The 22,315-nt window shown below is 60.9% G+C and carries 23 protein-coding genes and 1 pseudogene; 2 read left to right on the top strand and 22 right to left on the bottom strand.

Annotation, left to right across the window (positions count from 1 at the left end):
- Window positions 1–276: 276 nt before the first annotated feature.
- A complete protein-coding gene (locus CWI75_RS08100; protein ID WP_101521033.1) occupies window positions 277–1,077 on the bottom strand; it encodes a DUF4145 domain-containing protein in 801 nt (266 codons plus the stop codon).
- A 520-nt stretch (window positions 1,078–1,597) separates the two neighbouring features.
- Here CWI75_RS08100 and CWI75_RS08095 point away from each other — a divergent pair.
- Window positions 1,598–1,795, top strand: coding sequence for a hypothetical protein (locus CWI75_RS08095; protein ID WP_101520948.1), 198 nt, complete (start codon window positions 1,598–1,600; stop codon window positions 1,793–1,795).
- Window positions 1,796–1,800: 5 nt separating this feature from the next.
- On the opposite strand, the gene CWI75_RS08090 is transcribed toward CWI75_RS08095, so the two are convergent.
- The 15 genes and pseudogenes from CWI75_RS08090 to CWI75_RS08025 form a co-directional block, all read right to left on the bottom strand.
- Window positions 1,801–3,366, bottom strand: coding sequence for a conjugal transfer protein TraG N-terminal domain-containing protein (locus CWI75_RS08090; RefSeq protein WP_101520947.1), 1,566 nt, complete (start codon window positions 3,364–3,366; stop codon window positions 1,801–1,803).
- Window positions 3,363–3,740: a hypothetical protein gene (locus CWI75_RS08085; RefSeq protein ID WP_101520946.1), complete on the bottom strand. Its 378-nt coding sequence runs from the start codon at window positions 3,738–3,740 to the stop codon at window positions 3,363–3,365. Before CWI75_RS08085 ends, CWI75_RS08090 begins: the two co-directional genes overlap by 4 nt.
- Window positions 3,724–5,079: an integrating conjugative element protein gene (locus CWI75_RS08080; protein WP_241521128.1), complete on the bottom strand. Its 1,356-nt coding sequence runs from the start codon at window positions 5,077–5,079 to the stop codon at window positions 3,724–3,726. Before CWI75_RS08080 ends, CWI75_RS08085 begins: the two co-directional genes overlap by 17 nt.
- Window positions 5,079–5,576, bottom strand: a complete 498-nt coding sequence (locus CWI75_RS18875; protein WP_338152698.1) for a TraU family protein — start codon at window positions 5,574–5,576, stop codon at window positions 5,079–5,081. Before CWI75_RS18875 ends, CWI75_RS08080 begins: the two co-directional genes overlap by 1 nt.
- Window positions 5,575–5,979: pseudogene (locus tag CWI75_RS18870) on the bottom strand (TraU family protein); the annotation flags it as partial. The gene CWI75_RS18875 and the pseudogene CWI75_RS18870, both read right to left, overlap by 2 nt.
- A 116-nt stretch (window positions 5,980–6,095) precedes the next feature.
- Window positions 6,096–6,584 (bottom strand): TIGR03757 family integrating conjugative element protein, encoded by a 489-nt coding sequence (locus CWI75_RS08070; protein WP_146003563.1) that lies wholly within the window; start codon window positions 6,582–6,584, stop codon window positions 6,096–6,098.
- Window positions 6,574–9,327 (bottom strand): conjugative transfer ATPase, encoded by a 2,754-nt coding sequence (locus tag CWI75_RS08065; RefSeq protein ID WP_241521127.1) that lies wholly within the window; start codon window positions 9,325–9,327, stop codon window positions 6,574–6,576. The genes CWI75_RS08070 and CWI75_RS08065 overlap by 11 nt, the downstream gene beginning before the upstream one ends.
- Entirely contained in the window at window positions 9,324–9,734 is a 411-nt protein-coding gene (locus CWI75_RS08060) for a TIGR03751 family conjugal transfer lipoprotein (protein ID WP_206604663.1), read from the bottom strand. Before CWI75_RS08060 ends, CWI75_RS08065 begins: the two co-directional genes overlap by 4 nt.
- Window positions 9,691–11,100 carry a TIGR03752 family integrating conjugative element protein gene (locus CWI75_RS08055; RefSeq protein WP_101520943.1) on the bottom strand — a complete coding sequence of 470 codons (1,410 nt, stop codon included), beginning with the start codon at window positions 11,098–11,100 and terminating at the stop codon, window positions 9,691–9,693. The genes CWI75_RS08060 and CWI75_RS08055 overlap by 44 nt, the downstream gene beginning before the upstream one ends.
- A gap of 12 nt (window positions 11,101–11,112) precedes the next feature.
- Window positions 11,113–11,838, bottom strand: a complete 726-nt coding sequence (locus CWI75_RS08050; protein WP_241521126.1) for a TIGR03749 family integrating conjugative element protein — start codon at window positions 11,836–11,838, stop codon at window positions 11,113–11,115.
- A gap of 70 nt (window positions 11,839–11,908) precedes the next feature.
- Entirely contained in the window at window positions 11,909–12,568 is a 660-nt protein-coding gene (locus tag CWI75_RS08045; RefSeq protein WP_101520941.1) for a PFL_4703 family integrating conjugative element protein, read from the bottom strand.
- Window positions 12,540–12,926: a TIGR03750 family conjugal transfer protein gene (locus tag CWI75_RS08040; RefSeq protein WP_241521125.1), complete on the bottom strand. Its 387-nt coding sequence runs from the start codon at window positions 12,924–12,926 to the stop codon at window positions 12,540–12,542. The genes CWI75_RS08045 and CWI75_RS08040 overlap by 29 nt, the downstream gene beginning before the upstream one ends.
- Entirely contained in the window at window positions 12,927–13,277 is a 351-nt protein-coding gene (locus CWI75_RS08035; protein WP_241521124.1) for a TIGR03745 family integrating conjugative element membrane protein, read from the bottom strand. It abuts the gene before it with no gap.
- Between the two features lie 86 nt (window positions 13,278–13,363).
- A complete protein-coding gene (locus tag CWI75_RS08030; RefSeq protein WP_101520940.1) occupies window positions 13,364–13,594 on the bottom strand; it encodes a TIGR03758 family integrating conjugative element protein in 231 nt (76 codons plus the stop codon).
- A gap of 3 nt (window positions 13,595–13,597) precedes the next feature.
- A complete protein-coding gene (locus CWI75_RS08025; protein WP_101520939.1) occupies window positions 13,598–13,900 on the bottom strand; it encodes an integrative conjugative element protein, RAQPRD family in 303 nt (100 codons plus the stop codon).
- A 567-nt stretch (window positions 13,901–14,467) separates the two neighbouring features.
- Between CWI75_RS08025 and CWI75_RS08020 the strand changes: the two genes are divergently transcribed.
- Window positions 14,468–16,177, top strand: a complete 1,710-nt coding sequence (locus tag CWI75_RS08020) for an ATP-dependent nuclease (protein WP_162300027.1) — start codon at window positions 14,468–14,470, stop codon at window positions 16,175–16,177.
- A gap of 320 nt (window positions 16,178–16,497) precedes the next feature.
- On the opposite strand, the gene CWI75_RS08015 is transcribed toward CWI75_RS08020, so the two are convergent.
- The 6 genes from CWI75_RS08015 to CWI75_RS07990 form a co-directional block, all read right to left on the bottom strand.
- The gene (locus CWI75_RS08015; protein WP_101520937.1) at window positions 16,498–17,298 is read right to left on the bottom strand and encodes a restriction endonuclease; all 801 of its coding nucleotides are present in this window, start codon (window positions 17,296–17,298) and stop codon (window positions 16,498–16,500) included.
- 332 nt (window positions 17,299–17,630) lie between these two features.
- On the bottom strand, window positions 17,631–18,365 hold the full coding sequence (locus CWI75_RS08010; RefSeq protein ID WP_101520936.1) for a TIGR03747 family integrating conjugative element membrane protein: 735 nt from the start codon (window positions 18,363–18,365) through the stop codon (window positions 17,631–17,633).
- The gene (gene traD, locus CWI75_RS08005) at window positions 18,358–20,463 is read right to left on the bottom strand and encodes a type IV conjugative transfer system coupling protein TraD (RefSeq protein WP_101520935.1); all 2,106 of its coding nucleotides are present in this window, start codon (window positions 20,461–20,463) and stop codon (window positions 18,358–18,360) included. The genes CWI75_RS08010 and traD overlap by 8 nt, the downstream gene beginning before the upstream one ends.
- Complete coding sequence (locus CWI75_RS08000) at window positions 20,460–21,011, bottom strand: PFL_4695 family integrating conjugative element protein (RefSeq protein ID WP_162300026.1); 552 nt, start codon at window positions 21,009–21,011, stop codon at window positions 20,460–20,462. The genes traD and CWI75_RS08000 overlap by 4 nt, the downstream gene beginning before the upstream one ends.
- A gap of 1 nt (window position 21,012) precedes the next feature.
- Window positions 21,013–21,588: a lytic transglycosylase domain-containing protein gene (locus tag CWI75_RS07995; RefSeq protein ID WP_162300025.1), complete on the bottom strand. Its 576-nt coding sequence runs from the start codon at window positions 21,586–21,588 to the stop codon at window positions 21,013–21,015.
- Window positions 21,585–22,307 carry a TIGR03759 family integrating conjugative element protein gene (locus CWI75_RS07990; protein WP_162300024.1) on the bottom strand — a complete coding sequence of 241 codons (723 nt, stop codon included), beginning with the start codon at window positions 22,305–22,307 and terminating at the stop codon, window positions 21,585–21,587. Before CWI75_RS07990 ends, CWI75_RS07995 begins: the two co-directional genes overlap by 4 nt.
- Window positions 22,308–22,315: the final 8 nt, after the last annotated feature.

The following is a 22,315-nucleotide window of genomic DNA, read 5'->3' as shown; positions in this document are numbered from 1 at the left end:
ATTATTTACAAGTGGCTTTCAGTGTTCATTTTCAAATAATCCACACGGGATTCGTATTGTTTTTGAACATTTTTTCTGAATCACAAGCACGTCAATGTATCTAACTAGCGAATCGTAAGTTATCTCTTACTCAACACCCTCTCAGCTTCATCGTCAGCCAGATTGAATCCAGAATTCACTCACAGCTGTTCTCAACGTCACACTGGTCCGCATAACGCCTGAGCTCGGTTGCGGCGCATCAGCGCCGACGTCGGCAGGAGCGCATTGTTAGGCGAATTATTCACTCTGCTTTACCTTGCTATTGCGCTTTTCAATTGCCTCCCGTTTATTTTCCGGTAGCTTCCCATAGAGCTCTTCAACTTTCTTGGGATGGCTAATCATCTGGTCGGCAATCGAGTTGATGAGGATGAGCAATTGACTAGCAGTGTCTCTATCATCGTATAAATCTATGACGCCAGGATGTACCGCCTCGTTACCGATCACGCGAACTATATCCAATGACTTTTGAACAAGCGGATTCAAGCCTTTAGAAACCAAACTTGCGATGTCGTCATCAATGTTCTTACCTTTCTCGCCAAGGTGTACGCAGAGCTTTTGCACACCTAGGCGAAGCAGCGCCGCTGCACCTCTTGGCGAATCACCAAGAATGCCCCGAGCTTCCTCGTAGTCCCGAATTATGTGATCTGGAAGGTCAGTATTTGGGGGCACGCCAAGTTTTTGATTTGGGTGGATCAGATTCCCTTTAACCCATACAGCGACTTTGTCGCAGTTATAACACTGACTCAGGTTTAGGTTGTCTACATTTCTAGGTGCGTATTTGCCATCATTCCTTTCCAGATAGATTAAACCGCTATCCATCTTGTCACACCATTCGAGGAGATTGCGTTTTGCCTCATCTGGAATGTCCTTTTCCTCGGTTATCCGCTTTCGTGTGTTTCCGTCTGGAATATGCGGAGTGGCGTTTTTGTCTCGCGCATTTGCGTATACCTCAAACCAATACTGAGTCGTATATGCCCCGCAATGCGGACAATCGAAGGCTGTCTCAGTTATCGACGGCGGTGAAGGTTCTCTCGGCATAGCTATTCCCTTACATTCGTCCTGCTCGCCTAACTGCGAATCCACCAGACCGGGCCGTATAAGGCCATTCCGGTTAATTCGAATATCGTGGCCAACAACAGGACTATTTTTGTAAAATCAGCGCGTCAAAAACTCCCACTCCAAGTCCAACCAAGAGGACCGCCGCTCCCTGGTAACACGATGCATATTTCCCCAATTGGCCAGAATCCGGCCCTCCATTGGTTCTCGAACAACTCCCAAAACGGCCCTTTGCCAACCGTCGGCTTCGGGTCGAAAGCTGCACTTCATTTGAATTCTTGGGACAAAACCCGAGCGACTATATCAGACGTGATTCGATACGCCAGCATGGAATGCGGTGTGATTCACAAAGGTGAGACTTGGTTTTACCTCGACACGACAACGGGGCTCCGGCTCTCTCGACCACCGAGAGCGCCGTCCGACCCCAATGCCCCAGCTGGACAGGAGAGTAGATTGGATCTATTCTTCTAACATTGGTCTGTCTACAAGTCGGGTGACTCGGATGAATAACGCACCGTTTCAACTGGTATTCTCCTTTATCAAGGCCGTGTGGGGATTCTGCGTTGATGTGGCTGCGTCGGCTGAGATGCAGGAAGAAGAACGACGCCTGCATGACTCTGATCTGGTTGGCGACTACAACTACCGCACCGGCCGCCTTGACGCCGGCGCAGATCCTTTTGGCTGGTATGAGCGAGATTAAGGTAGCTATCGCCTACCGGCACGACTAACGACTGCTTTACCCATTGCGGCGCCCTGTCTCCCCGCACTCTCGCTGGGTAGCGTCAGGGGTGCCGATGCAGCGCTAAGAGCACGCCCGACATGGATCCCCGCCCACGCCATCATGCCACTCCAGAGGAGGGGTAGCCCTAGATATAGACTGGTGGTGATCATATTGAGGAGCATGCGCTTGGCATCGTGTTCGCCGGGGTTCGCAAAAATCTGCAGAAAGACGTTTACATCCGGGTACATGGCGCCAATCAGGTTCTGATCCACCCACATGGCCAGGTACCACAGAACGGTCCAGAACTTGACCGTGAGGATCGCCATCGCGCCGGTGACCATCATGGCAAGGGAGTAGCACGACAGCACCACAATCATGGGCAGCAGCGCGTAGATACTCAGTAACATCAATGCCTGGACCATGGGCAGGGCCTGCAGCACCGCTGTCATGGTGACCGAAAACAGTCCCGATGCGGTGACCACACCCCCCGTAGCGAGCCCCCCTTTCACCAGATTTTCCGCCGTGGCCAGCCAGCCGGTGTTGGCCGTATTGCCGGCAACCAGCTCGTTGTTCGACCAGCTCGGCGGCGCGTTGGTCAGCACCGCTCGTGCGACCGCGTCCTGTTGTAGCTCTGTGGCCAGCCCTGGAGCGATGCTGACCACCAGCCCGGAGAGGCCGGCCGCCGTAAGATCGGCCTCGTCGATCAGCTGCTGGCGCAGGCCGGCCGTGCCCTCCTCCCACCACTGCTTGCAGGTGGGCTTGCCCCACACCGGCGGCGCGGCCGGGTCGTATTCAGTATCGCGCAGCGCGTTGTAGGGCCAGCCCGGGATCTGTTTGGGTGGACGCATCTCGTCATAGTATCCCGGCGTATCCCGATAGACATGGGATCCCAGCCAGTCCGGATCATCCGGGCCGTAGGTGGTGAGCAGAGCCGTGATGGCAGGTGATGAGGGTTGCGCACTCTGGAACCGGGAGCGGGCCGGGATGTAGCAGTGACTAAAAAAATCGCTCACCGCCTGGCGCAGACGGGGATCCGTGATGGTGGCCAAGCGTGCCTGCTGCTCGTAGGTGCGCAGATCACTGGCGACCGGCAGGCCGGCGATCACGGCATGGTTGAGCCCCGAGGACATGGATAATACCGCGTACCACCACACCGGCAGATTGACCGTCGCCGGGGAGCCGGTAAAGCCGGTGACGCCATAGGTGCTCTGGCTGTCAGACGCGGTAGCGGTGGCGGGCGTGGGATCCGTCGCCGTTGGCTGCGGCTGGTGGCTGAGCGTGCCAGCGTTAAGCGGTGTCAGCGCCGCGGGCTGACCCGCTAGGACGACGACGAGCAGTGCGATAAAGAGATCGATCTCCATCCGGCGCAGGGACAGACCGGTCACGGACCCGAACTCGCCACCCTGTGCGGGCTCGCGCCAGTTATCGATCAGGATCCCCAGAAACGGCAGGTAAACAATGCCGGTGCTGACCAGCACATCCCACAGCACCCCATAGAAGGCCCAGCCAAAGAGTGTGGTAAAAAGCTCCAGATAGCTGTCGACGCTCATGACACAACTCCAAGGGTGGCGATGAGTCTTCCGGGCAGGTTCTGGCCGATCACCAGTTCTATGACCAGCAGCCAGACGACCACCCGCCAGCGCAGGTGATTGGACGCGGTGGCAGGGAGTGGACCAGGCCAGGTCTTGCCCACCCGGGCGCTTACCCAGGGCCACAGGGTGGCCACCAGTGCGATCAGCCCCAGGCGCAGTGCGCTCAGCAGCGGCTTGGCCTCGGTGACCCGCTGCCCCACCGCCTCAAGTGAGCTCAGCGCCACCGCCTGCCAGAGCAGCCAGCCAAGACCCACAGCCGCAACCACCATCAGCAGGGAGCAGCCGACCAGCCACGACCCTTTCTGGCGGCGGGGTCTACTGAACGCGGCCATTGTTGAGCGGTCTCGGATCACGGGGGCTGGCCTGGGGGATATCCAGGGAGGACTGACGACGAGCCGCGGCGCGGTTTAACAGGACGGTGACGGTTTCAGAGACCACCTCGCGGCGCACGCGGGTTTCAAACAACAGGCTTTCGATCTCCTTATCGAGCTCGGCGATGGCGGTGTCCGCATGCTGGCGCGCGATCTCAGTCGCGTACACCTCGGGCACCTGGCGCCCCGAATGCAGTAGGCGGCGGGCGTAGAGGGCCTTTTCCACGGTGCGGGCGGTGCTGATTTCGGCCACCAGACGGCTGGTGATCAGCGCCTGTTCCGTGTCGGGCATCTCGCGGATCGCCTCGATGACCTGTCGGGTCACCGCGACGCCGGGAGCCGTGACCCGGTTCAGATTGTCCCGGGTGGGCAGGAGGTCCCCCACCACCAGGGCCTGCAGCTCGACCGTGACCTCGGTGGATTCATGATAGAGCTTGGGGAGCAGACCGGTACCGGGGATGCTGTCCTTGCGGCAGGTGTCGCAGGTGGTCACGATGTTCTCGCCCACCACATCGACCACCCAGTTGCGCGCCAGGGTCGGCGATGCCCAGATCTCTCCCAGGCGGGTGGCGTCGGTGGCGGGGATCGGGGTAATGTCGATGATGGGCCGGTTCAGGTTGATGTTGTAACCGGCCTGGACCAGGTCACCGGTAAAACGCAGCACCGGCTGACCGGCGCCGCCGGCGCTGCCCCCAATCCAGGGTACGCCGTTGTCGCCATTGGCGGATTCCACCGCCTCCTTGGCGCTGACCGCGTCGTTGGCGCCAATGCCCATCTGCACTTTCCAGTCGTTGCCTTTTGATAGCGTGATCAGGTCCGCATAGGGGTTCTTGCCCTTGGCGATCTCGGCTTCCATCTGCTCGCAGGATTTGGTGGCCAGTTTCATGGTCTCTTCGGCTTTTAATAAGGCGTTCTGGAACAGGTCATAGAGGCCGGGGTTGGCGCGCTGCAGGACCAGCGCCGGCAGTGCGGCAATCGCGGAGGAGGCTGCGGCGGTCATCGCGTTCATCATGTCATCCGCGCCCGACTTGATGTTGTTCAGGGTATGGGTGACCGCCAGCAGCGGATCGAACTTGGCGCAGCTGTAGCCCAGACCCAGCTGGGCCGAGCCGCCGAGGGTGACCGAGGTCACCAACGGATTGGGGGGTGGTGACACCGGCTGGGCGCCACCGATCTCGTAGTACCAGAAGCTGTCCTCGGTGGGGCCCTGCGCCGCTTCCGCTGGTGAGGTTTGCAGCAGGGGCAGAAGAAGCAGGCCCACCATGGCGTGGGCAGCAACTCTGGAACGGTCTTTTCGCATCAGGGGAAGCTCGTCCAGTTGATATCGCTAATAAAAACCTGACCCTCGCGCTGGCAGCACTGGTAGGGACGCCAGAGTGTCCAGGCGTAGTCGCCGCCAGGATCGACCCGCCCACCGCCCCAGCCCACGGCGCTGAACAGATCATTGCTGCCAAACACGGCGCAGCGGTTCTCGGCGCGCGGTGCCAGCATCTGCCAGGTCCCGGTGCGGGCATTGCCCTCCACCAGTGGGCCCGGCGGCCACACGCGTTGATTGCGGGTAGAAGGGCCTCTCAGGGGCACATACACATGGGGTTGCCCCCTGCGGGTGACGATGTCGCCCGCGCGCTGGGCGTTGATCGCCGCGCCCTTGGGTTCTTCGGCCTGGGTGGTCCAGCCGGTGCGGGGATATACCCCCCCCCCAGGTATACAGAGGCCAGCGGCCGACCTCGCGCAGGCCGGGGATCCGGCTGGCCGGGTAGAGCATTTCCGGGACCTCCAGCCGCCAAGCCAACGCATCCAGCCCCGACTGAAAATACGGCACCAGGGGTCTGGCCTGGGAGGGACAGAACAGTCCGTCCGTGCCAGTGGCGGCCGGCAGCACATTCAGGGGATGGCCGATCGCATCGGTTTCCCTGAACAGGAGGTTACGGTGATCGAGGCGGTTTTGGGTGCCTTCCGTGCGGTTGCCGGCGCTGTCCACGGGTACCGGCAACAGCCGTCCAAGCAGGCCCTGGGCGGCCACGCGCTGGGCGGCGCCGAGGGTGGCGCGCATCTCGATCCAGGGATTACCCCCCAGGGTGTTGTAGGCACTGACCACCAAGTCGGGGTTGTAGTGTCCCACCTTGAGCGAGGAATTGACGGTGCAACTTAGTAGATCGCAGTCCAGCCAGAAACACAGCCCCACCGGGCGCCACTGCATGCAGGCCAAGGCAGCGGAACTGGTCTGCGCCATGATGTTGGCCGTGGTCAGGTTCGCCGCCCGACTGGGCTGTCCAAGCTGCAGTGCCAGCAGCAACGCGATCAGGATGGCGGTTTTCATGACCGCTCCCGGGCGCGCCAGGCTTTATAGCGGTCGATGGCCTTCACGGGGTCGGTGAAACCATAGGTCACCGCCTCGCCGTTAATCACGATCGCCGGATAGCGCTGCAGCCCGTACCGACGTGCAGCAAGGAGGCCCATGGCGGTTGTCTGCAGCTGCGCCTGCTGGCTCTGGGTCAGCGCACCGAGTCGGGCTGCCGCCGTCGCCTTCGCCTTGGCTGGGCTTGGGGGCAACTGGTGGGACAAGGTAGCATTCAGTTGCGCGAGGCCATCCAGATAGTAGACCGTCAGCTGAAAATCCTGTCCCGCCGCGTCGTGATGCATCGGGGTTTGGTGGGCAGAGGTGGTAAACAGCTCGACCTGATACGGCGGCTCCGCGGCACTGGGCGGGCTGGAAACCAGGATCGCTAAAAGGCCAGCAATGGGGCCGCGCCGGATACCCTTACGCCTGAGGCTCGACACGTGAGGTGAGGCGTTAACTCGCACGCTGGGCCTCCAGGCGTTCGGCCACGAGGTAGGCGGCCTCCAGTTCGGAACAGCCGTGCTCGCGCATCAGGCGTGCCCGTTCGGCTTTCTCGTGTTTTTCAGTCATGGCGAGCGCCAGCGACAGCGGCGGTGGCACGTTGCGGAACAGCCCTTCCAGCTGGTCGGACAGGACCACGCCCTCAACGAACTTGCCGGGTTCCTTGCGGGCCGACAATAGAAGACTGCGCTGCTCTGCGGTGAGGTCCCGGAAGCGGGCGATCTGCTCCACCTCCTCCTTGGGCATGACCAGGCACAGCCACCACTCCATCATGTTGAGCATGCGCCGCGAGGCGTCCGGGAAGTCCTCCAGGTTCTGGGTCGCGATCCAGAACCAGGCCCCGAGCTTGCGCCACATTTTAGTGATTTTGACGACATAGCGGGCCAGCAGCGGATTGGTGGTAATGATGTGGCCTTCATCCGTCACCACCAGGGTCGGGCGACCGTCACTCTGGTGGCGCTCCACCAGCTGGTTGATGTGGCTCATCATGGCCGTGTAGGCCACCGTCAACTGATCCTCATAGCCCTCCCGCGCCAACAGACCCATCTCCACCAGGGTGACATCCACGTCGGGCCAGGGAGAACCCGGCCGGTCAAAGAACTCGCCCGCCAGTCCGGAGCAGAACAGCGCCATACCGTCCGCCATTTCCGTGGCGCGGTGACGCCGATGGTCGGGCAGCGTGGGCTCCTGACCCAGGGTTTTCAGGGCCGCCACGACATCGCGGGTCAGCACCTGCTCGCCCTTACGCCCGGCCACGGTTTTGGCTGCCAACAGGATCGCATTGCGCACTAACAGGCGATCGGCCCGGGTCATGCGGGCATCCTCGCGCTCATCACCGCCGGTGATCATGATCCGGGCGGCAATTTCCATTTCCCCTAACATATCGCGCCCGGTGCCCTCCTCGCCCTCCTCCTCATCGACCGGCAGCAACTCGGGATCTGTGACCAGGCGGGCGCGCCGGTCCTTCTCCAGCAGTGTTAGGGCATCGGCGAAGGGCGGCAGACTGACATCGGAGCCGGGGTTTAAAGTGACCTGGTTGACGCTGATAGCGTGGCTGGCAAAGTGCTGCGCCAGCAGGCCAAAGGAGCCCCCCGCCTCGAGAATGAACATCCGGGGCCGGTGCACCGCCATCATCTGCTGCAACAGATAGACCAGCAGGGCTGACTTGCCCGCCCCGGTGGGGCCCAGAATGAGCATGTGGGCATTTTTCTTGCGATCGTCCGGGTGCAGGGGATCAAACACCAGGGGCTCCGCGCCCCGGTTGAAAAACACCAGGCCAGGATGGCCGGTCCCCCGGGAGCGTCCGTAGACGGGCAACAGGTTGGCGATGTGTTTTGAAAACACCAGCCGCGAGCGCCGGCTTTTGCGGTCAAAGGCCGGATCGTAGGCCATGGGCAGGTTGCGCAGGTAGCTGTCCAGCCCCAACAGATCGCCCTCGCGACCGATCGGCTGCAGGCCGTTGGCCAGCAGCAGCGCGTGCAGCTGGTTGACCTGCTCCTGCAGGAGCGCGGGGGTATTGCCGCGAACATAGAAGGCCATTCCCAGGGGATAGAGCTTGTTGCCCGATGCCATTTCCCGCTCCACCCGGCCCGCATCCTCCCGGGTCAGTGCGGCATCGGCGGAATCCCCCACCGCGGCGCGCTTGACCAGGGACACGTGATTGCGGGTGGCGTCCTGGGGTTTGGCGGTCAAGGTCAGCACCATCACGGTGTGTTCGGGCAGACGGTCAAAGACGGAGAACAGGTGATCGCCCGCGCTACGCTCGGCGGTCATGTGGCCAATTTCGGGTGCCCGGCGCAAGCCCTGAATGCTGACCACCGTATGGGGGAGCCCATCGAACCACCAGGTGCCAGACGTCGCGTCCGAATACGGCAGCGACAGGGTCAGCGCTTCAGCAAAGTCATGCCCGTAGGGCAGCTCCGCATCCGCCGTCTCAGCGGCTAACGCATCCAGTATCTCGGCGGTGCCCTTGTTTGAGGCCGCGGCCGGGTTGAACCAGGGCAGCAGCCAGCGATACAGATCCACGCCTGAACTGCGTCGGGTGGCAATGCCTGCGGCGGCCAGCGCCGCGGTGAGCTGGGTAGCGACCTGGTTAAGATCCGCCTCCGCCGTGTAAGGGTTGGTCGGGCGATGACGGGTGGGCAGACGCCGGTACAGCACGGCCCGCACCCGCCGTATCTGCCCCCGCCAGGCACCACCGGTGAGCGCGGTATCGACAAACAGTCCGCCCGGTGTGCACAGGCGGGCACAGTGGCTCTGCATCAGGTCCTGAAACATGCGCGTGTAGCTGTGCTCGCGGATGGGTGCGGCGGGGTATTGCCGCAGCGACTGGAGCAGACTGTCGAGACTGGGTTCATCCTGGACATAGAGCTGCAGCACCCAGGGCGCATCATCGACTTCCGGCAGCGCCTCGCTGAGCGCCGTCTGAATCGCATCGCGTAGGGCCACCATGAACGGCCCGGTCCGCGCTTCCGTGCCGACCGGGGTCAGGTCAAACAAGGCGCCGACGCTGATCCCGTCTTCGAGTAAAAAACACTGGCTGTCCGGCAGGTATTCCACCCAGGGTAAAAAGGGCGTAAAGGAGGGTGGACGCTCATAGAGCGCCTGCACGTCGCGCTGACGCATGGGCCGCGGCGGGGCTGAACCTGCACGATTCGCGCCCTCGGTGTTGGGTGGTGTGTCCGGTGGGGTTGGATAGGCAGTCATGGGCTCTCCTGTGTGTGCTCGCCCGGCAGGGCGTATTCCACCCGCTCATACAATGGAAACACCGTGCTGTAGCCGGGCACCGGTACCCGGTGCACACCCGCCAGGTGTGGAAAGATGTACATCACCAGGGTGGGATTGGCTACCCGCGTAAAACGGGCGCTCAACGCTTCATAGTCTGCTTGCGCCGCTGTACCGAGGTCGGACAGATGATGTCCTGGCGCCCGCAGACCCGCTGTCGGCAGACGGGTACGCCGGTCCTCCCCTTCGCTGGTCCGCACGTGAGCATTGTAGATTTCACGCATGGTGGGGCCATCCTGGGGCAGGATGGTATCCTTACTACTGGCACAGCCGGCCAGCAGCAGGCTAATCGAGAGTGTGCGGATCATCGCTGGAATACGGGGATGCATGGCGTAGCTTCCTGCCCTGGGGTTCGAAATCGATAGGAATGGCGCGATCCACGTGGATCGCCACGGCAACGCCGGCGGGGACAAACACGGCGTCAAAACTCTGCGACTGGCGTTCGAGCAGCCACTGGGCCAGCTCATCGCTACCCCCGGCAACGGTTTTGCCCAACACATAGGCGCCGACATCACCGGTAACGCCCCCGGTAATGCCACCGGCGCTGGTGATCACCGAGGTGCTTTCAGCCGCGGCGGCGGCATCACCTGCCGCCTGCACGGCCTGCACGCCGATGCGCTGGGCCAGAAAGGCGGTAGCGTTGCTCTTGCGGTCACCGCTAATGCAGGGAATGCCCTGGGCGTCTGAAATCCAGCCCAGCGGCTCATCCTGACCATCCTGCCCCTGGCCGTCGTCGCTGGCCACAGTGCGGATGGTGCCGTCATCAAAGACGAAGGTGACCGCTTCCAGACGGCCGGATACGCAGGAGAGCGTCCAGTCACCGACCGCGGTACCGCTCCAGATCATGCCCTGGACGCCGGGGACGGTAAGACCGTTGGCGGCCAGGTTGTCCGCACCGGTGATGATCTTAAACGGCATCGGATCCTGTACCTGGCCGCGTAGGGGGATACGCCCCACCAAGGCGGTCATAGCGGTCGATCCCATCAGCGTGGCATTGCGGGGCACGGTATAGACGGGCCTGTCCTGTTGCGCCTCCACCCGCTCCCGGGTCTGGGTGACCAGCTCACCGCCACTGCGGCGGGCGTCCGTCAGATAGCCCGTCGCTGACTGGCGCACGCCGGCGAACGTGTCAGAGGTGGCAGGGCCTTGTTCACCCTCCAGCGGCGCGATCCAGACCAGCGCAGATTCTGTTGCTGGAATACCGCCGGGCCCCTGAAACCCCTCCAGGCCCAGGCCAACCGGCATGGCCTGATCGGGCTGTGCATTCTGGAATTCATTAAGAGAGGCAGCCAGGGTGTCGACACGCTGGGTGAGAGATTGCAGGACACTCGAGTCCTGGCGGGCCTGATTCTGCGCATCTTGTTCACTGGCGCGCAGCTCCTTGCGCAGGCGGACCGCCACGTTCTCTTCGATCTGGCTGCGGCTGTTGATCAGGGTCTGGTTCTCCTTGCGCAGTGCCACGTTGTCCTGGCGCAGCGCGGTAACGGCCGAGGTCATCGCAGCCACGTTGGCGGTCAGGGTTTTGATGGTGTCCGCGGGCGTGTCGGCATCAGGCGCGGGGGCGCTTGGCACACCAGTCAGTAGCAGGCCACTATCACTGTCGCCCGAACAGGTTTGGAGGCTGACCACGATCAGTACCAGCACCACCAGGGTGGCGAGCAGAGGCAGCAGGCGGTTGGAGATGGCATGGGACATGGACGGATTCCCCTAAAAAAGGCCGCTGAATGGGCGGTCGGAAATCAGGTACACCACCGTGTGGTCCGCCTCATCGCCCGCGGGCAGCAGCCGGTGGTGCTGAAAGGTCGCGGCGAGCCACTCCCCCCGCAAGCCCTGAGCGAGCAGCTCCTGTGCCTGGGGGCTGGTGTTGGTCAGTTTGACCGCCGTGACATACCGGGGCCCACTACGCCAGCTCGCCAGGGGCACGGCCACCACAGCGCCGCCACGGACCAAGGCCACCGGTTTTGCAGGGACCGGCACCCGGACGGCGCCCGGTAAGGGGGTCTGCAGGCGCTGGGGCGCATAGAGTTGCTGGGCGGCAAAACGGGTCAGACTGACGTAACCGTGCGTTGACGGCCCTGCGGGTACAGGTTCGGTGGATGCCACCGGGGGCTGACGCGGTAGCGCAATCTCCACCGGACTCGTGCTGCCGCCCTGCAGAGGCGCGGCCACATCCAGCAGATAGACCTGACTATCGTCGGTGGCCCGCACCAGAATCCGGGTCGGCGGAAAGGGATGTTGGGCCAGCCAGTACACGGTACCCGCACTGCTTTGGATGCGCAGCCGACCCTGCAGGTGTTCGGGAAGGCCAACGCTCACGGGACTCGGGAAGTGGACCAGGCGTTCCTGCCCTACTCCGAGATCCAGCGTGATCGGGATTTTGCGCCAGACGATACGCTCGGTGGATTCGAGTGCCGCAGTTGCGCTCGCGCTCAAAAAAAGGAGTCCGGACAGCCAAGCGGCTGCTGGGATAATCAGGGTGCAAACGATGGATAAATCGGTACGGTTATTGCGTTGCATGGGTACTGTCCTCCCCTACAAGATCGGCTTCGGTGAGGCGGCGTGGCCCATCGGGCCCAAAGCCATCCAGGGCCAGGCCCCAGGGATTGGTCTCCGGGTCCACCGCATAGCGCACGACCCGCAGCGGATAGCGGATCCGGCTGCGTTTGACGGTCATGCCCTTGACGGATTCCAGCAGTTCGAGATCCAGCCAGACCTGCCAGGTCTGGGCATCCAGAATATCGACCCGGTTTTCGGAATAGCCCAGACCGGGGATGCCCTGCAGCGCCCGCACCCGGTAAGCCAGTTCGCCACGGCGCCCCTTCTCGTCCAGATTGGCCAGCAGTTCTTCGCGGTGGCGGGGTGTCACATAGGGGGCGATCCTGAAAATGGCGTGGCCGTAATCCCGGCTGCCATCCTCTGGCCAGCGGTTGAGCTGCTGAAAGATGTAGAACGCAAACGCATACACCGTCGCGGCGGGAACCGCCGTGTGGTGCTGCGCGGCGCCGGAGCGCAGATCCGGCGGGATATGCACCGTGAGGTGTTCGGGCGCCTGGCTCCAGCCGTAACACAGACCCGCGATCACCGTTATCTGCAGGCCGATCACCAGCCACAGGGAGCGCAGGTGAGCCCGGGCATTATCGATGGCGAAGCGGTAGCGTGACATGCCCTCTCCTGCCGATATCCCAGGTACCGCTGCGGTTGATAAACGGTGAGCGCTTGAGACCTTTGTCATCCAGCCACAGCGCACAGCGCTGCTGGTAGTAGCCATCGGGGCGGTTGCGTTTGAGGCGCTGAAAGAGGCTGGCGATGCCCAGGACCGTGGCGACAATACCGATCCCGGCAATGCCAAAGCCCATGGTCACGGCCCCGCCGAGCCAGGCCAGCAGCAGACTCAGTGGCAACCAGACAGCGGCGGCCAATGCGACGATGACGCCCAGCTCGCTGGCGGAGCACCCCCGGAAAATGACCGGCTCTGCATTGAGCCGGTCAGCAAGGATCTCCTGGGTATCCAGCGGACCCACTCAGATGACCCCAGCCGCTTCAGTAAGGAGATAGCTCGCGAAGATCAGGACGATCGCGCCCACAATCCCTAGCACACCCACTTCGGCCCATTCGGCCTTGCCCTGACGGGCTTCATTGAACTTGGCGAAGGCGAGGTAAGCCACCCAGAGAAAGCCGAGGACGGCAATCGCCAGGCCAAGGACCAAGCCACCGTCCTTGATATAGCCTTCGATCAGGCCAATCCAGTCGCCCGCCGCCGGCGCGGTACTGGGTGCCACTGGGGTGGGCAATACCGCCCAGGCAGATGGGTGCGCCAGGTAGGCGAGGGCCGTCAGGGTGGCAAACCGCGAGGTGTTATGAGGGATGGTCATGGTGCGTTCTCCGAAATGGCGCGACGATGCGCGGATACTGTGTTCCGTTGGGGGAACGGGACAAAGGTGATGTGGCATCGGCGGGCTCAGCGCAGGTAGAAGCCGAGCACCAGCAAGATGATGCTGGCACGTAGGCTCGCCCACAGGAGATCGAACAGACTCATCTGACCTTCCTGCCAGGCCCGAAAGCTGCCGACGGTGACCCAGATCACCCAGACGAATGCGAGCACCAGCACGACACTGGCGATCGCGAGTAACAGGGACGTCGGTGTCGTACCCGACCCGGCCTGGAAGGCGGCTGTCTGTGTCGGCGTCATACATCATTGCCGGTAGTCGCCGCGCAGCGGCGGCGCCGAGCGCGGTTCATTGCGCGGCCCATCGAGGTGAGCCTGGATCCCAGCCCCCACCCGCGCCAGATCCTGGCGCAGCCAATCGTACTGAAACTGGATCCGGGCGTCCGGGTCTGCCTCTGCCTCGCTGCTCGTGATCAGAGGTTCGAGCTGCGCGAGTTCGTTGAGCAGGCGGGCGAGCGTAGCGCGCTCCGCGTCGGTATCAGCCAAAGCGGCTGGTACGATGAAAGCCAGTCCTAACAGAGCGGCGGTGGTAATTCGGTGGCTTGTCATGAGAATGTCTTCCCGCATAGTGTTGTGTGGGGAGATGGTGACCAAGCACTGCTCGAATTGCCACGAACAAGCCGGTCAAGGCTTGACACGATTGTTTGTGGAAAGACTAGATGCTTGTGGTGTTCGGGGGCGCACGTGCACTAAGCAGTGGCAAGGGTATGAGAGACGATACTAAAAGAAACTGAGCCGACGATGCACTTTACCGTAATAACTTAGTCCCGAATTGATTGTCGGTGTACGATCATCTGCGGTTCAGATACGTCCTTCGTCCTATCAGCTACCCTTCAGCCTATGATATTGTCATCGGCTGCTACCGACCCAAAGCTGAAGTTTGGCATAGCTGTTTGTTTCTGGTTGCACTCACGTTTTCTAATAGGGGTTCTGTCTAATATCTCGGTGAGCATTGTTGGTGCGCGGACGTATCTACGGTTAACTAAATTGACTTGTAATGCCTACCGAGCGCCACCAATTCCCAGCCTATCGGCTGCCTGACGTCGCACTACGTGCTCGCCGTTTTACCAGACGAAAACCCATTATGGATCAAAGTCCCTTATGGATCAGTTAAACATGATCGAATCGCAGACCCCACGGGTAGCAATCAGTAGCCTCACGTTCAGTGACGGTTCCGATGTTCCAATTTCATCTAATGATGTAGTGCTCGTCGTCGGGCCAAATAACGCCGGAAAAAGTGCCGGTCTTCGTGCAATAAAAGAGAAATTACAAAACGCTTCTCACATAAGTCCAGTCCTGCAGAGTCTACAGATTCAACGAACTGGCACTGTGGAAGAATTCAGCAGTTGGCTATTGGGTTGGACTGTCCGGCAAATGGAGTCGCCTCCTGACAACCCAGTCTACCAAGCGCTTGGGCATGCACTTAATCGGAACCAAGCCCGCAGCGAGTGGCAACGTTCAGACAATGTACTAGGCGGATTGGCACGTTGGTTCTGCCATTTACTGTCTGCCGACGAACGGCTTCAAATCTGTAATCCACCAGGAAACATCGCGCTCGCGCGCGATAACCCCAGCCACCCGATCCACTTCTTGCTAAGAGACGACAAACTCGAATCCCGACTGAGTTCGAAGTTTCGGAAAGCTTTTGGCGTTGATCTTGTTGTTCATCGTAATGCCGGGAGCCAAGTCCCCATGCATATCGGAGAGCGACCAACGCCAAATGCCAACGAAGACCGGGTCAGCATTAGTTACATTCAAAAATTGGAGGAACTACCAACGCTGCATACCCAAGGTGATGGTATGCGCAGCTTCGCGGGAGTCCTACTGGCAACGTCCGTTGGGCGAGAGAGCATTGTCTTAATAGATGAACCTGAAGCGTTTTTACATCCACCACAAGCGCGTTTGTTGGGCACTACCCTTGTTCAAGACCGGAGCAAGGAACGGCAGCTATTTATTGCAACGCACAGCACGGACATTCTGAGAGGTGTCCTCGACAGCGAGAGTCCTGATGTACGCGTGATACGAATTCGCCGAAGTGGCTCAACAAACACAGTCCGTTTGTTGAGCAATGAGAGGATCAAAGAACTTTGGGGTGATCCGCTGCTGCGCTACTCCAACATTCTTGATGGCCTTTTTCATGAGAGTGTCGTGGTGTGTGAGGCTGATGCTGACTGTCGTTTTTACTCAGCGATTCTCGACGCAACAATGTCAGGGAGCACTGAAGACGCAAAACGTCCAGATCTGATGTTCACACACTGTGGTGGAAAAGCTCGGCTTCCAGTCGTGATTCGGGCTCTTCGCGAAGTTGATGTACCAGTGCGAGCGGTCGCCGACTTTGACGTTTTATCTGAGGAGCAGCCCCTAAGGACAATCGCTGAGGCTCTCGGCATTGACTGGACGGAAATACAACCCGATTGGCGATTAGTTAAAAACGCAGTGGACAGCAAGAAACCCGATCTAACTACAGATGAAGTAAAAGCGGAAATTCAAGAACTGCTCTCGGCTGTTACTACGCCTGTATTCCCTGCGAAAACTAAAGCCGACATTAAAACCGTCCTTAAGCGCACCTCACCCTGGGCTCATGCCAAACTTGTCGGGAAAGCGTTCGTTCCATCTGGCGACCCTTCAAGGGCGTGCGAACGGCTTCTGTCAAACCTACAGGCTGGTGGCCTCCACGTGGTTGAGGTCGGCGAGCTCGAAGGTTACGTTCGGACTGAGGGTGGGCATGGACCTCGATGGGTAAACGCGGTCCTCACACGCGACCTCGCAACGGATCCAGAACTTGAGGTTGCGCGAAGGTTCGTCCAGGCGCTAGCTGTCGTATGATATCGCCTGGGCTAACCAATCATTCCATTGCGCCTGTGCAAAAAATCGCTGAGGTCGGCGAATTTGAACGTAAAGTGAACGTCTGCTTTTGACCGCGAAAGGCCATCCCCAAGTTGGCCGTTATGTCGTGAAAGCGCGTTTCGCCTGGGTATTGCCTTGCTTTTAGAAGCGACCTGTCCGTCTGTGTAACCAGTTCAGACGACTGACGACGCGGAGTGGGTGCAGCCTTTGCTTGATGGATTTACACTGACAAGAAGATCGCAATTACCCAACGAAACCCGTACTCTTTAGTGGCTACGCCACAGACCGCTATTTGTATATTACGCATCCCTTGTGTATCGACACTTTGGGAAACTGGAACAACCCAAAAACTGCTTCCCTGTATTTGCTCCCTTCTTGGCCGTTCTGGTTACCAGGTCGCTTCCGCAGAGAGCGCACTTCAACGCGCCGGGAGTTTGGGTTGCAGGCAGCCCTGGCGCTGGGTCATGCGGGCCGCTTTCGTCTTTGATATTTCCTAAATTCGTCCTCACGTCCCGCACTAGATTGGCCAGTTTGGGGCCATCCACCAATTCAATTCGCTTGCCCTCCGAGAATCGCTTGGCGTCGCGGGTAAATGAGCCTGAGGTTACGATAGAGACGGAATTCGCCCCCTCGGAAACCATGACCCCATACATTTCGCGGACGGTTGGAACGCCTATCTTGCGCGCTTTCCACTGTTTGCATTGCACGATGTGAGATTCGCCGTCTCTTTCCATCCATATGTCCACACCACCATCAGGGCCCTGATTGGGGTTTTCGCGAACTGTGTAGCCCTTTCGGTAGTAAGCTTCCGCAACCAACTCCTCAAACTGCTTCCACGGCAACAAGCAGATACTGGTGAGGCCTGTTTGGTTATCCAGCTGGGCCCGTTTTCTTCGCCCATTGAGATAAGCAAAGGGCGCTGGTATCAGAAGAACAATTGCGAAAACCCATGCAAGAGTCGGCAGTGCGCTCTTCAGTGCGAAAAAAAACGGATGATCTAATGGCATCGTTGCCGGCAACACTGTGCCAAGACAAACATAGACTGTCACCGCTGCAATGGGGCTCCACCACCATGGAGCCACCAGTAACAGATCTATCATCTCCCCAAGCAATCCTTTGTTACGACGACTCATATTATTTTTCGGCCAGTTTTCGTTGGGTGATGCTGATTATCTTCTCCCACGAGACCAGAGCCAAGGACTGATTCTAGCTTTCTTGGCAATGCAGGGACGGCGCTAGAAACCTGCATCCGTCCTTAACAGCGCGACCCTTCGCCGGAGAAGCACGTTTTTCATAAAGAAATGGGCTCGCCACAGCCAAGGGTAGCGCATAGTTCCGCAAGTCCGGAAGAGCTTCGCACATCCTCCTGTCCTGGACATCACACGATGGCCTGCATCACAGCCACAATTAGATTATCCGATCTGGGCTTTTCCTACAGGTATTTCTTGAAGGAGCTGGCAGTGATAGCGATGCAGAGCGCGAATAGTGTGGCGAAGGGCAAGATCACCCAACTCGGATGGAGACTGAATGGCAAGGCGAGATAGACCACCCAGGCCGTAACCAGTAATGGTAGCGCCGAGCGCTTGGACCAGTGATAGATAAAGGAGCTTTCACGACCTCCCCCCCAGCGGCGCAGGTCACGGCGCACGAGTCCATCGACCAGTGCCACGGTGCCAAACAGCAGGAACACCGGTGTGGCGAGTATTAGGATGGCCACCCGCAGGGCGAAGACCTGGGTGATCTGCAGGGCGGCGAGGATGAATTCTGCAAGCGGCTGATATAACTGGTGCAGCCGGACCCGCAGGCCGCCCTCTTCTGTCTGGGGAGGTCTTACCAGCCAGTCGATGACATCCACCAGCCGGGTCATTTCAAACAAGATACGATAGGCTCTGTCCGCCATCGTCTGGGCAAAGCGTGCCGGATCATCGCTCACCAGACTGCGCCGAAAATCCACTTGCAGGTAGCTAAGTTCAGCGGTCAGCATCTTGCGGCTGTGCTGCAGCCCCTCTTCCGGCCACCAGAAGACCATGCCCACCCATTCCAGCACGATGGAGAATACCAACGCGAACAGCAACCAGTTGACTGCCTGGCTCAGGCGGGCGAAGAGCCTCGACAGTGCGCCCTGCTGGACTTCCCGCGCAGGAGGGCCGCCGGCGCGCTCAGCCATGGTTGTGAGTCTCGTGGCGGGTTGGACTATCAGTGTCTGCTACCGGATGCCACCAGCGCTCGGTGGTGCGGTACCAGTGCTCATTGGTCACATAGCGACGCTGCATGTCCTCCGCCATGGCGGCCAGGCTGACGGGCAGCGCGGCATCGGCGCGGTCATCGGGCAGCGGCATGCGCAGTTTCCACAACCGCCCCCCTTCCAGCAAGGCAAAGGCCTGGCCCTTGGGCAAGCGAACCAGATCGGCCGGCGTGAGCATCGGGACCTCCGACACACTGATGCGATCCTCATTGCGGGACTTGAAATCCACGCCCGAGGCCGGATCGGCCGAGTCGTCCACCCCCGACACGCTCATCAGCGTGTTCACCTCAACCCGCGGCAGCTGATCGGTCAGCATCTCCGCCGTGGCCAGTTCCTTCACCCGCAGCATGATCAGGGTGTTGAAGTTACCCGCCACCTGGCCGGCCTTGGCCCGGTTACCGATACGCGCCTCGACGTCCGACCAGGTCTGGGTATACGCCGTTACCTGAAACCCTGCTCCGCCCGCCTTATTGAGTAGGGGCACGAACTCATCCCCAATGAGCTCGTTGAACTCATCGGCGTGCAGGGAGATGGTCGGCACAGTGCCGGCCTCCGCCCCTGGGACGCCGTGCTTATAGATGTGGCCCGCCACGGAGACCAAGTCGGCAAACATCGCATTGCCAACTGCGCTCGCGACCGTCGTATCAGTCAGCGCATCCAGGCCGACGTAAACAATGCCTTTGCGCTGGATGATCTGCAGCCACTCAAAGATGGGGCGTGCGTCCTGTTCGTCCAGGTAGTCCGGTGAGATCAGGGCCGCAATTGAGCCGGTGGTGAGCTTTTCCATCAGAGGTCCGACGGAGCTCACGATCTTGTCGAAGTAGGTCTTGTCGTACTTGAAGGCCGATACCAGGCCTTCCAGCACCGGATCATAGAGATCCTGTGCTTGCAGATAGCGCATCAGCGCAATGGCCTCCCGGTCCCGGCCCCGCAGCGCAGCCGCGAGGTTGCGTTCACTGATTTTGGCGGCGACATCCTCCACGGCGTCGGCCCAGTCCTCTGGACCGTGCACCGCGAGATAGTGGCGGGCGTACTCGACAAAGAGCGGTTCAATGTCATTGATATAGCGGCGGATTTGCTGATAGTCCGGTCGTCGCTCCAGTGCCACCAACGCTCGGGCGACGATGTTAACGAAGCGCCAGGCGAACTCCTTGAACGCGGCGGAGTTACCCTCGCTGGGCAGCTGATTGGCGATACGGGTGGCCACCTCAGTGATCCTGGAAAAACTGCCGATGGCGTTGTAGCGGGCGGATATCTCCGGGAAGCCGAGATGGAATAGATAGAATGCATCGGCGCGCCCGGCCCGCTGCGCCTCGGCATAGATGCGCCGCAGCAGATCCGCGTCACCCTTGGGATCAAACACGATCACCACATCGCCCCGGTGGATATCCTGGGTGACCAGCAGTTCTGCCAAACGGGTCTTGCCAACCCGGGTGGTGCCCAGCACGAGCAGGTGACCGACCCGCTCACCGAGATCCATCCAGGCATCTTCCTCCTCTGGCTCCACCGCGTGCAGGGCCGGCATGCCGCCCACTGCGGGCTGCGGTCTAACGGGGTTCCACCAGCGCGGTTGGCGCAGGCACCCGGCGAGGGTTTTTAACATAGGTGTTGATTCCCAGTCGACTTCCCGGCGACGCGCCCAGCGGTAGAGCGCACCTGGTTGCACATAGTGTTGCACTTCGGGACGCAGGGTGTCGCGCAGGCGCTGGGTATGGCGCTGGGTCCAGCGAAAGCCCCGCCCCAGAAACAGCTTGTGCCGGCTGACGGGAATGCGCTCCGCCCGCATCCGGTACACCGGCAGACGGCGCATGTTGCGCTGGTAACGCAGGACCCGCCAGGCCTGACGGGCCCTTACCGCGGCCAGTAAGAACAGGCTGGCGGCCGCCGCGCTGGCAATCCCCGGAGGCATCATCAGGGCCCAGGGTGCCAGCAGCGCGATACTGCCGGTGGCGGTTGCCACCAGTGCCGACCAAAGTTCTACCGGGGGGCGCAGCAGCGCCTCGACGGGACGGACGCTCACTGCTCGATGCCACGTCGGGAGATCAGCACCGGGATATGGGTCAGCTCCAGCGTCTCTGCCAGATCGGTGGCAGCAGCCGGCAGCAGTGGCAGACCCTGCGCAATCGTGGCCATAGTCTGCAGGTCTTCCAAGGTCTCGGCCTGAACCAGCAGCCCCACCGCCTCCAGTGACAGCAGTAATGAACGGTGTTGCTGCAGCCAGGCCCGCGAGCGTGCACCGGCACCGACCAAGAAGACCGGGCGTAATAGCGTGTCCTGATAGAGAGCAGGCAAAGGCTGGTGGTGCACGGGGCCGGGCGATAGACTTGGTGACCGCAGGGGCAGTAGCCTGGCAGGGTCGGCGGCGCCCAAGTCGGGTGACGCTGGCACCGATGAGGTGGTGTCCACAGTGACGCCCCGCTCAGTTTGAGGGGATGCCAGAGCGCCCAAAAAAGGTGCCAGTGAATGGGTCTGGCCGTTATCATACAGCGTCACCAGCTGCGCTCCGGCACCCAGGGGTAACAGCGCGATCAGGATCCACAGGACATTGAACGCTCCTCCGCGGGACATCTCAGGGATCCTGCTGCAAAGTGCGCCAGTGGCGCTGCACGCGCGCCTGGTAGCGCTGGGCCAGGGTGTCATTGTTGGGCGCGTGGTAACAGCCGGTGGCAGACCACCAGTCGGCGCGCTGCCGATAGCACTCCGCTAAAATGCCAGCGCCTACCCGCAGGTTGTGGTAAGGATCCAGCGCAGTGCGGATGTTACCGAGTGCCGCATGATGGTAGTGCCAATGGATCTGCATAAGGCCGACATCCACGCCGGTCTCACCGGCGCTCAGCGTTGCCGAGAGCGCAGTTGCCGCGGCACGCTGGGAGGGATAATAGTGGCCCTCGCCGCGGATGTTCAGGGTCCAGGGCCAGGGACGCAGGCCCTTGGTGGCTGGCGTACGGTAGCCGCTTTCCGTCAGCGCGATCGCATAGAACAATGAAGGCGGGATACTGCGCTCGGCCGCGACCTGCCGGTAGCCGGGTGGTATGGCCGCCTCCAGCCCACCGGGTTTGAGCAGATCCTCGAGAGGTGCCGCCGCCAGCGTTGAGCCAGCGACCGTCAGCAACAGCGGGGCAAGCGCAGTAAGGCGTGTCTTCACAAAGCCGATCCGGTGAGTGGCGTCAGGCGCTCACCGCGACGGCGCAACAGATAGGGCAGATTCACCTCCCCTGGGGCGAGCCTGGCTAAAGCACCGGACTCGAAGTTCAACGTGACCTTACGCTGACGCACCCAGTCGGGTTGCACACCGTGAGCCATCGCCCAGTCCCGAATTGTCGTCTCATCACCCTCCTTCAGACCGGACAGGTAGATGTCCACACCAGCGAGGGTGTCCAGACGAGCCAGCAGGCGTTCCAGCACCGCCTCACAGGCGGCGCACTCGGGATGCAAAAACAGCAGCACCCGATCCGTGTTCGCAAGCGGAGCCTGGCGCGGCGTCGTGGCCGGGAGCCGCGCCCGGTCGATCAGGGGCTGTTCCCCAATGAGGCGGGCAATGGCGGCATCATAGGCCTGCTGGAACGCCAGAATGCGTTCCGCATCCTCTACCATCAAGGCGGCCCAGCGCTCCGCAAAGTGACGCCGCTCGCTGGCATCGCGCGCATGGATTCCGAGGGCTTCGATGGGAGACAGGGTCGTGGGACTGATGCTGCCGCGAATACCGTTCATGAGCAGCTGGTACCGCTGCCACTCCTGCGGCGTGAGAGCCCAGTGCTCGGCACGCGCACGCTCCAGAGCTGTGAGTTCGGTAGTCGCCTGTTCAGATTGAGACAACGTGCTGGATTCGGTCGCGGGGACAGTGGCGGCCGTGACTTGCATCATTAGCAGAC

It is taken from the genome of Kineobactrum sediminis (assembly GCF_002868715.1).
Lineage (GTDB): Bacteria > Pseudomonadota > Gammaproteobacteria > Pseudomonadales > Halieaceae > Kineobactrum > Kineobactrum sediminis.
Note: the sequence above shows the minus strand (reverse complement) of the source record. Positions and strands in the feature narration are given on the sequence as shown.

Excerpts from the sequence above, each read along its gene's own strand:
- CWI75_RS08100 (WP_101521033.1), bottom strand. The coding sequence starts at position 1,077 with ATGCCGAGAGAACCTTCACCGCCGTCGATAACTGAGACAGCCTTCGAT.
- CWI75_RS08095 (WP_101520948.1), top strand. The coding sequence starts at position 1,598 with ATGAATAACGCACCGTTTCAACTGGTATTCTCCTTTATCAAGGCCGTG.
- CWI75_RS08090 (WP_101520947.1), bottom strand. The coding sequence starts at position 3,366 with ATGAGCGTCGACAGCTATCTGGAGCTTTTTACCACACTCTTTGGCTGG.
- CWI75_RS08085 (WP_101520946.1), bottom strand. The coding sequence starts at position 3,740 with ATGGCCGCGTTCAGTAGACCCCGCCGCCAGAAAGGGTCGTGGCTGGTC.
- CWI75_RS08080 (WP_241521128.1), bottom strand. The coding sequence starts at position 5,079 with ATGCGAAAAGACCGTTCCAGAGTTGCTGCCCACGCCATGGTGGGCCTG.
- CWI75_RS18875 (WP_338152698.1), bottom strand. The coding sequence starts at position 5,576 with ATGCGTTGGCTTGGCGGCTGGAGGTCCCGGAAATGCTCTACCCGGCCA.
- CWI75_RS08065 (WP_241521127.1), bottom strand. The coding sequence starts at position 9,327 with ATGACTGCCTATCCAACCCCACCGGACACACCACCCAACACCGAGGGC.
- CWI75_RS08060 (WP_206604663.1), bottom strand. The coding sequence starts at position 9,734 with ATGCATCCCCGTATTCCAGCGATGATCCGCACACTCTCGATTAGCCTG.
- CWI75_RS08055 (WP_101520943.1), bottom strand. The coding sequence starts at position 11,100 with ATGTCCCATGCCATCTCCAACCGCCTGCTGCCTCTGCTCGCCACCCTG.
- CWI75_RS08045 (WP_101520941.1), bottom strand. The coding sequence starts at position 12,568 with ATGTCACGCTACCGCTTCGCCATCGATAATGCCCGGGCTCACCTGCGC.
- CWI75_RS08035 (WP_241521124.1), bottom strand. The coding sequence starts at position 13,277 with ATGACCATCCCTCATAACACCTCGCGGTTTGCCACCCTGACGGCCCTC.
- CWI75_RS08030 (WP_101520940.1), bottom strand. The coding sequence starts at position 13,594 with ATGACGCCGACACAGACAGCCGCCTTCCAGGCCGGGTCGGGTACGACA.
- CWI75_RS08025 (WP_101520939.1), bottom strand. The coding sequence starts at position 13,900 with ATGACAAGCCACCGAATTACCACCGCCGCTCTGTTAGGACTGGCTTTC.
- CWI75_RS08020 (WP_162300027.1), top strand. The coding sequence starts at position 14,468 with ATGATCGAATCGCAGACCCCACGGGTAGCAATCAGTAGCCTCACGTTC.
- CWI75_RS08015 (WP_101520937.1), bottom strand. The coding sequence starts at position 17,298 with ATGATAGATCTGTTACTGGTGGCTCCATGGTGGTGGAGCCCCATTGCA.
- CWI75_RS08010 (WP_101520936.1), bottom strand. The coding sequence starts at position 18,365 with ATGGCTGAGCGCGCCGGCGGCCCTCCTGCGCGGGAAGTCCAGCAGGGC.
- CWI75_RS08000 (WP_162300026.1), bottom strand. The coding sequence starts at position 21,011 with ATGTCCCGCGGAGGAGCGTTCAATGTCCTGTGGATCCTGATCGCGCTG.
- CWI75_RS07990 (WP_162300024.1), bottom strand. The coding sequence starts at position 22,307 with ATGATGCAAGTCACGGCCGCCACTGTCCCCGCGACCGAATCCAGCACG.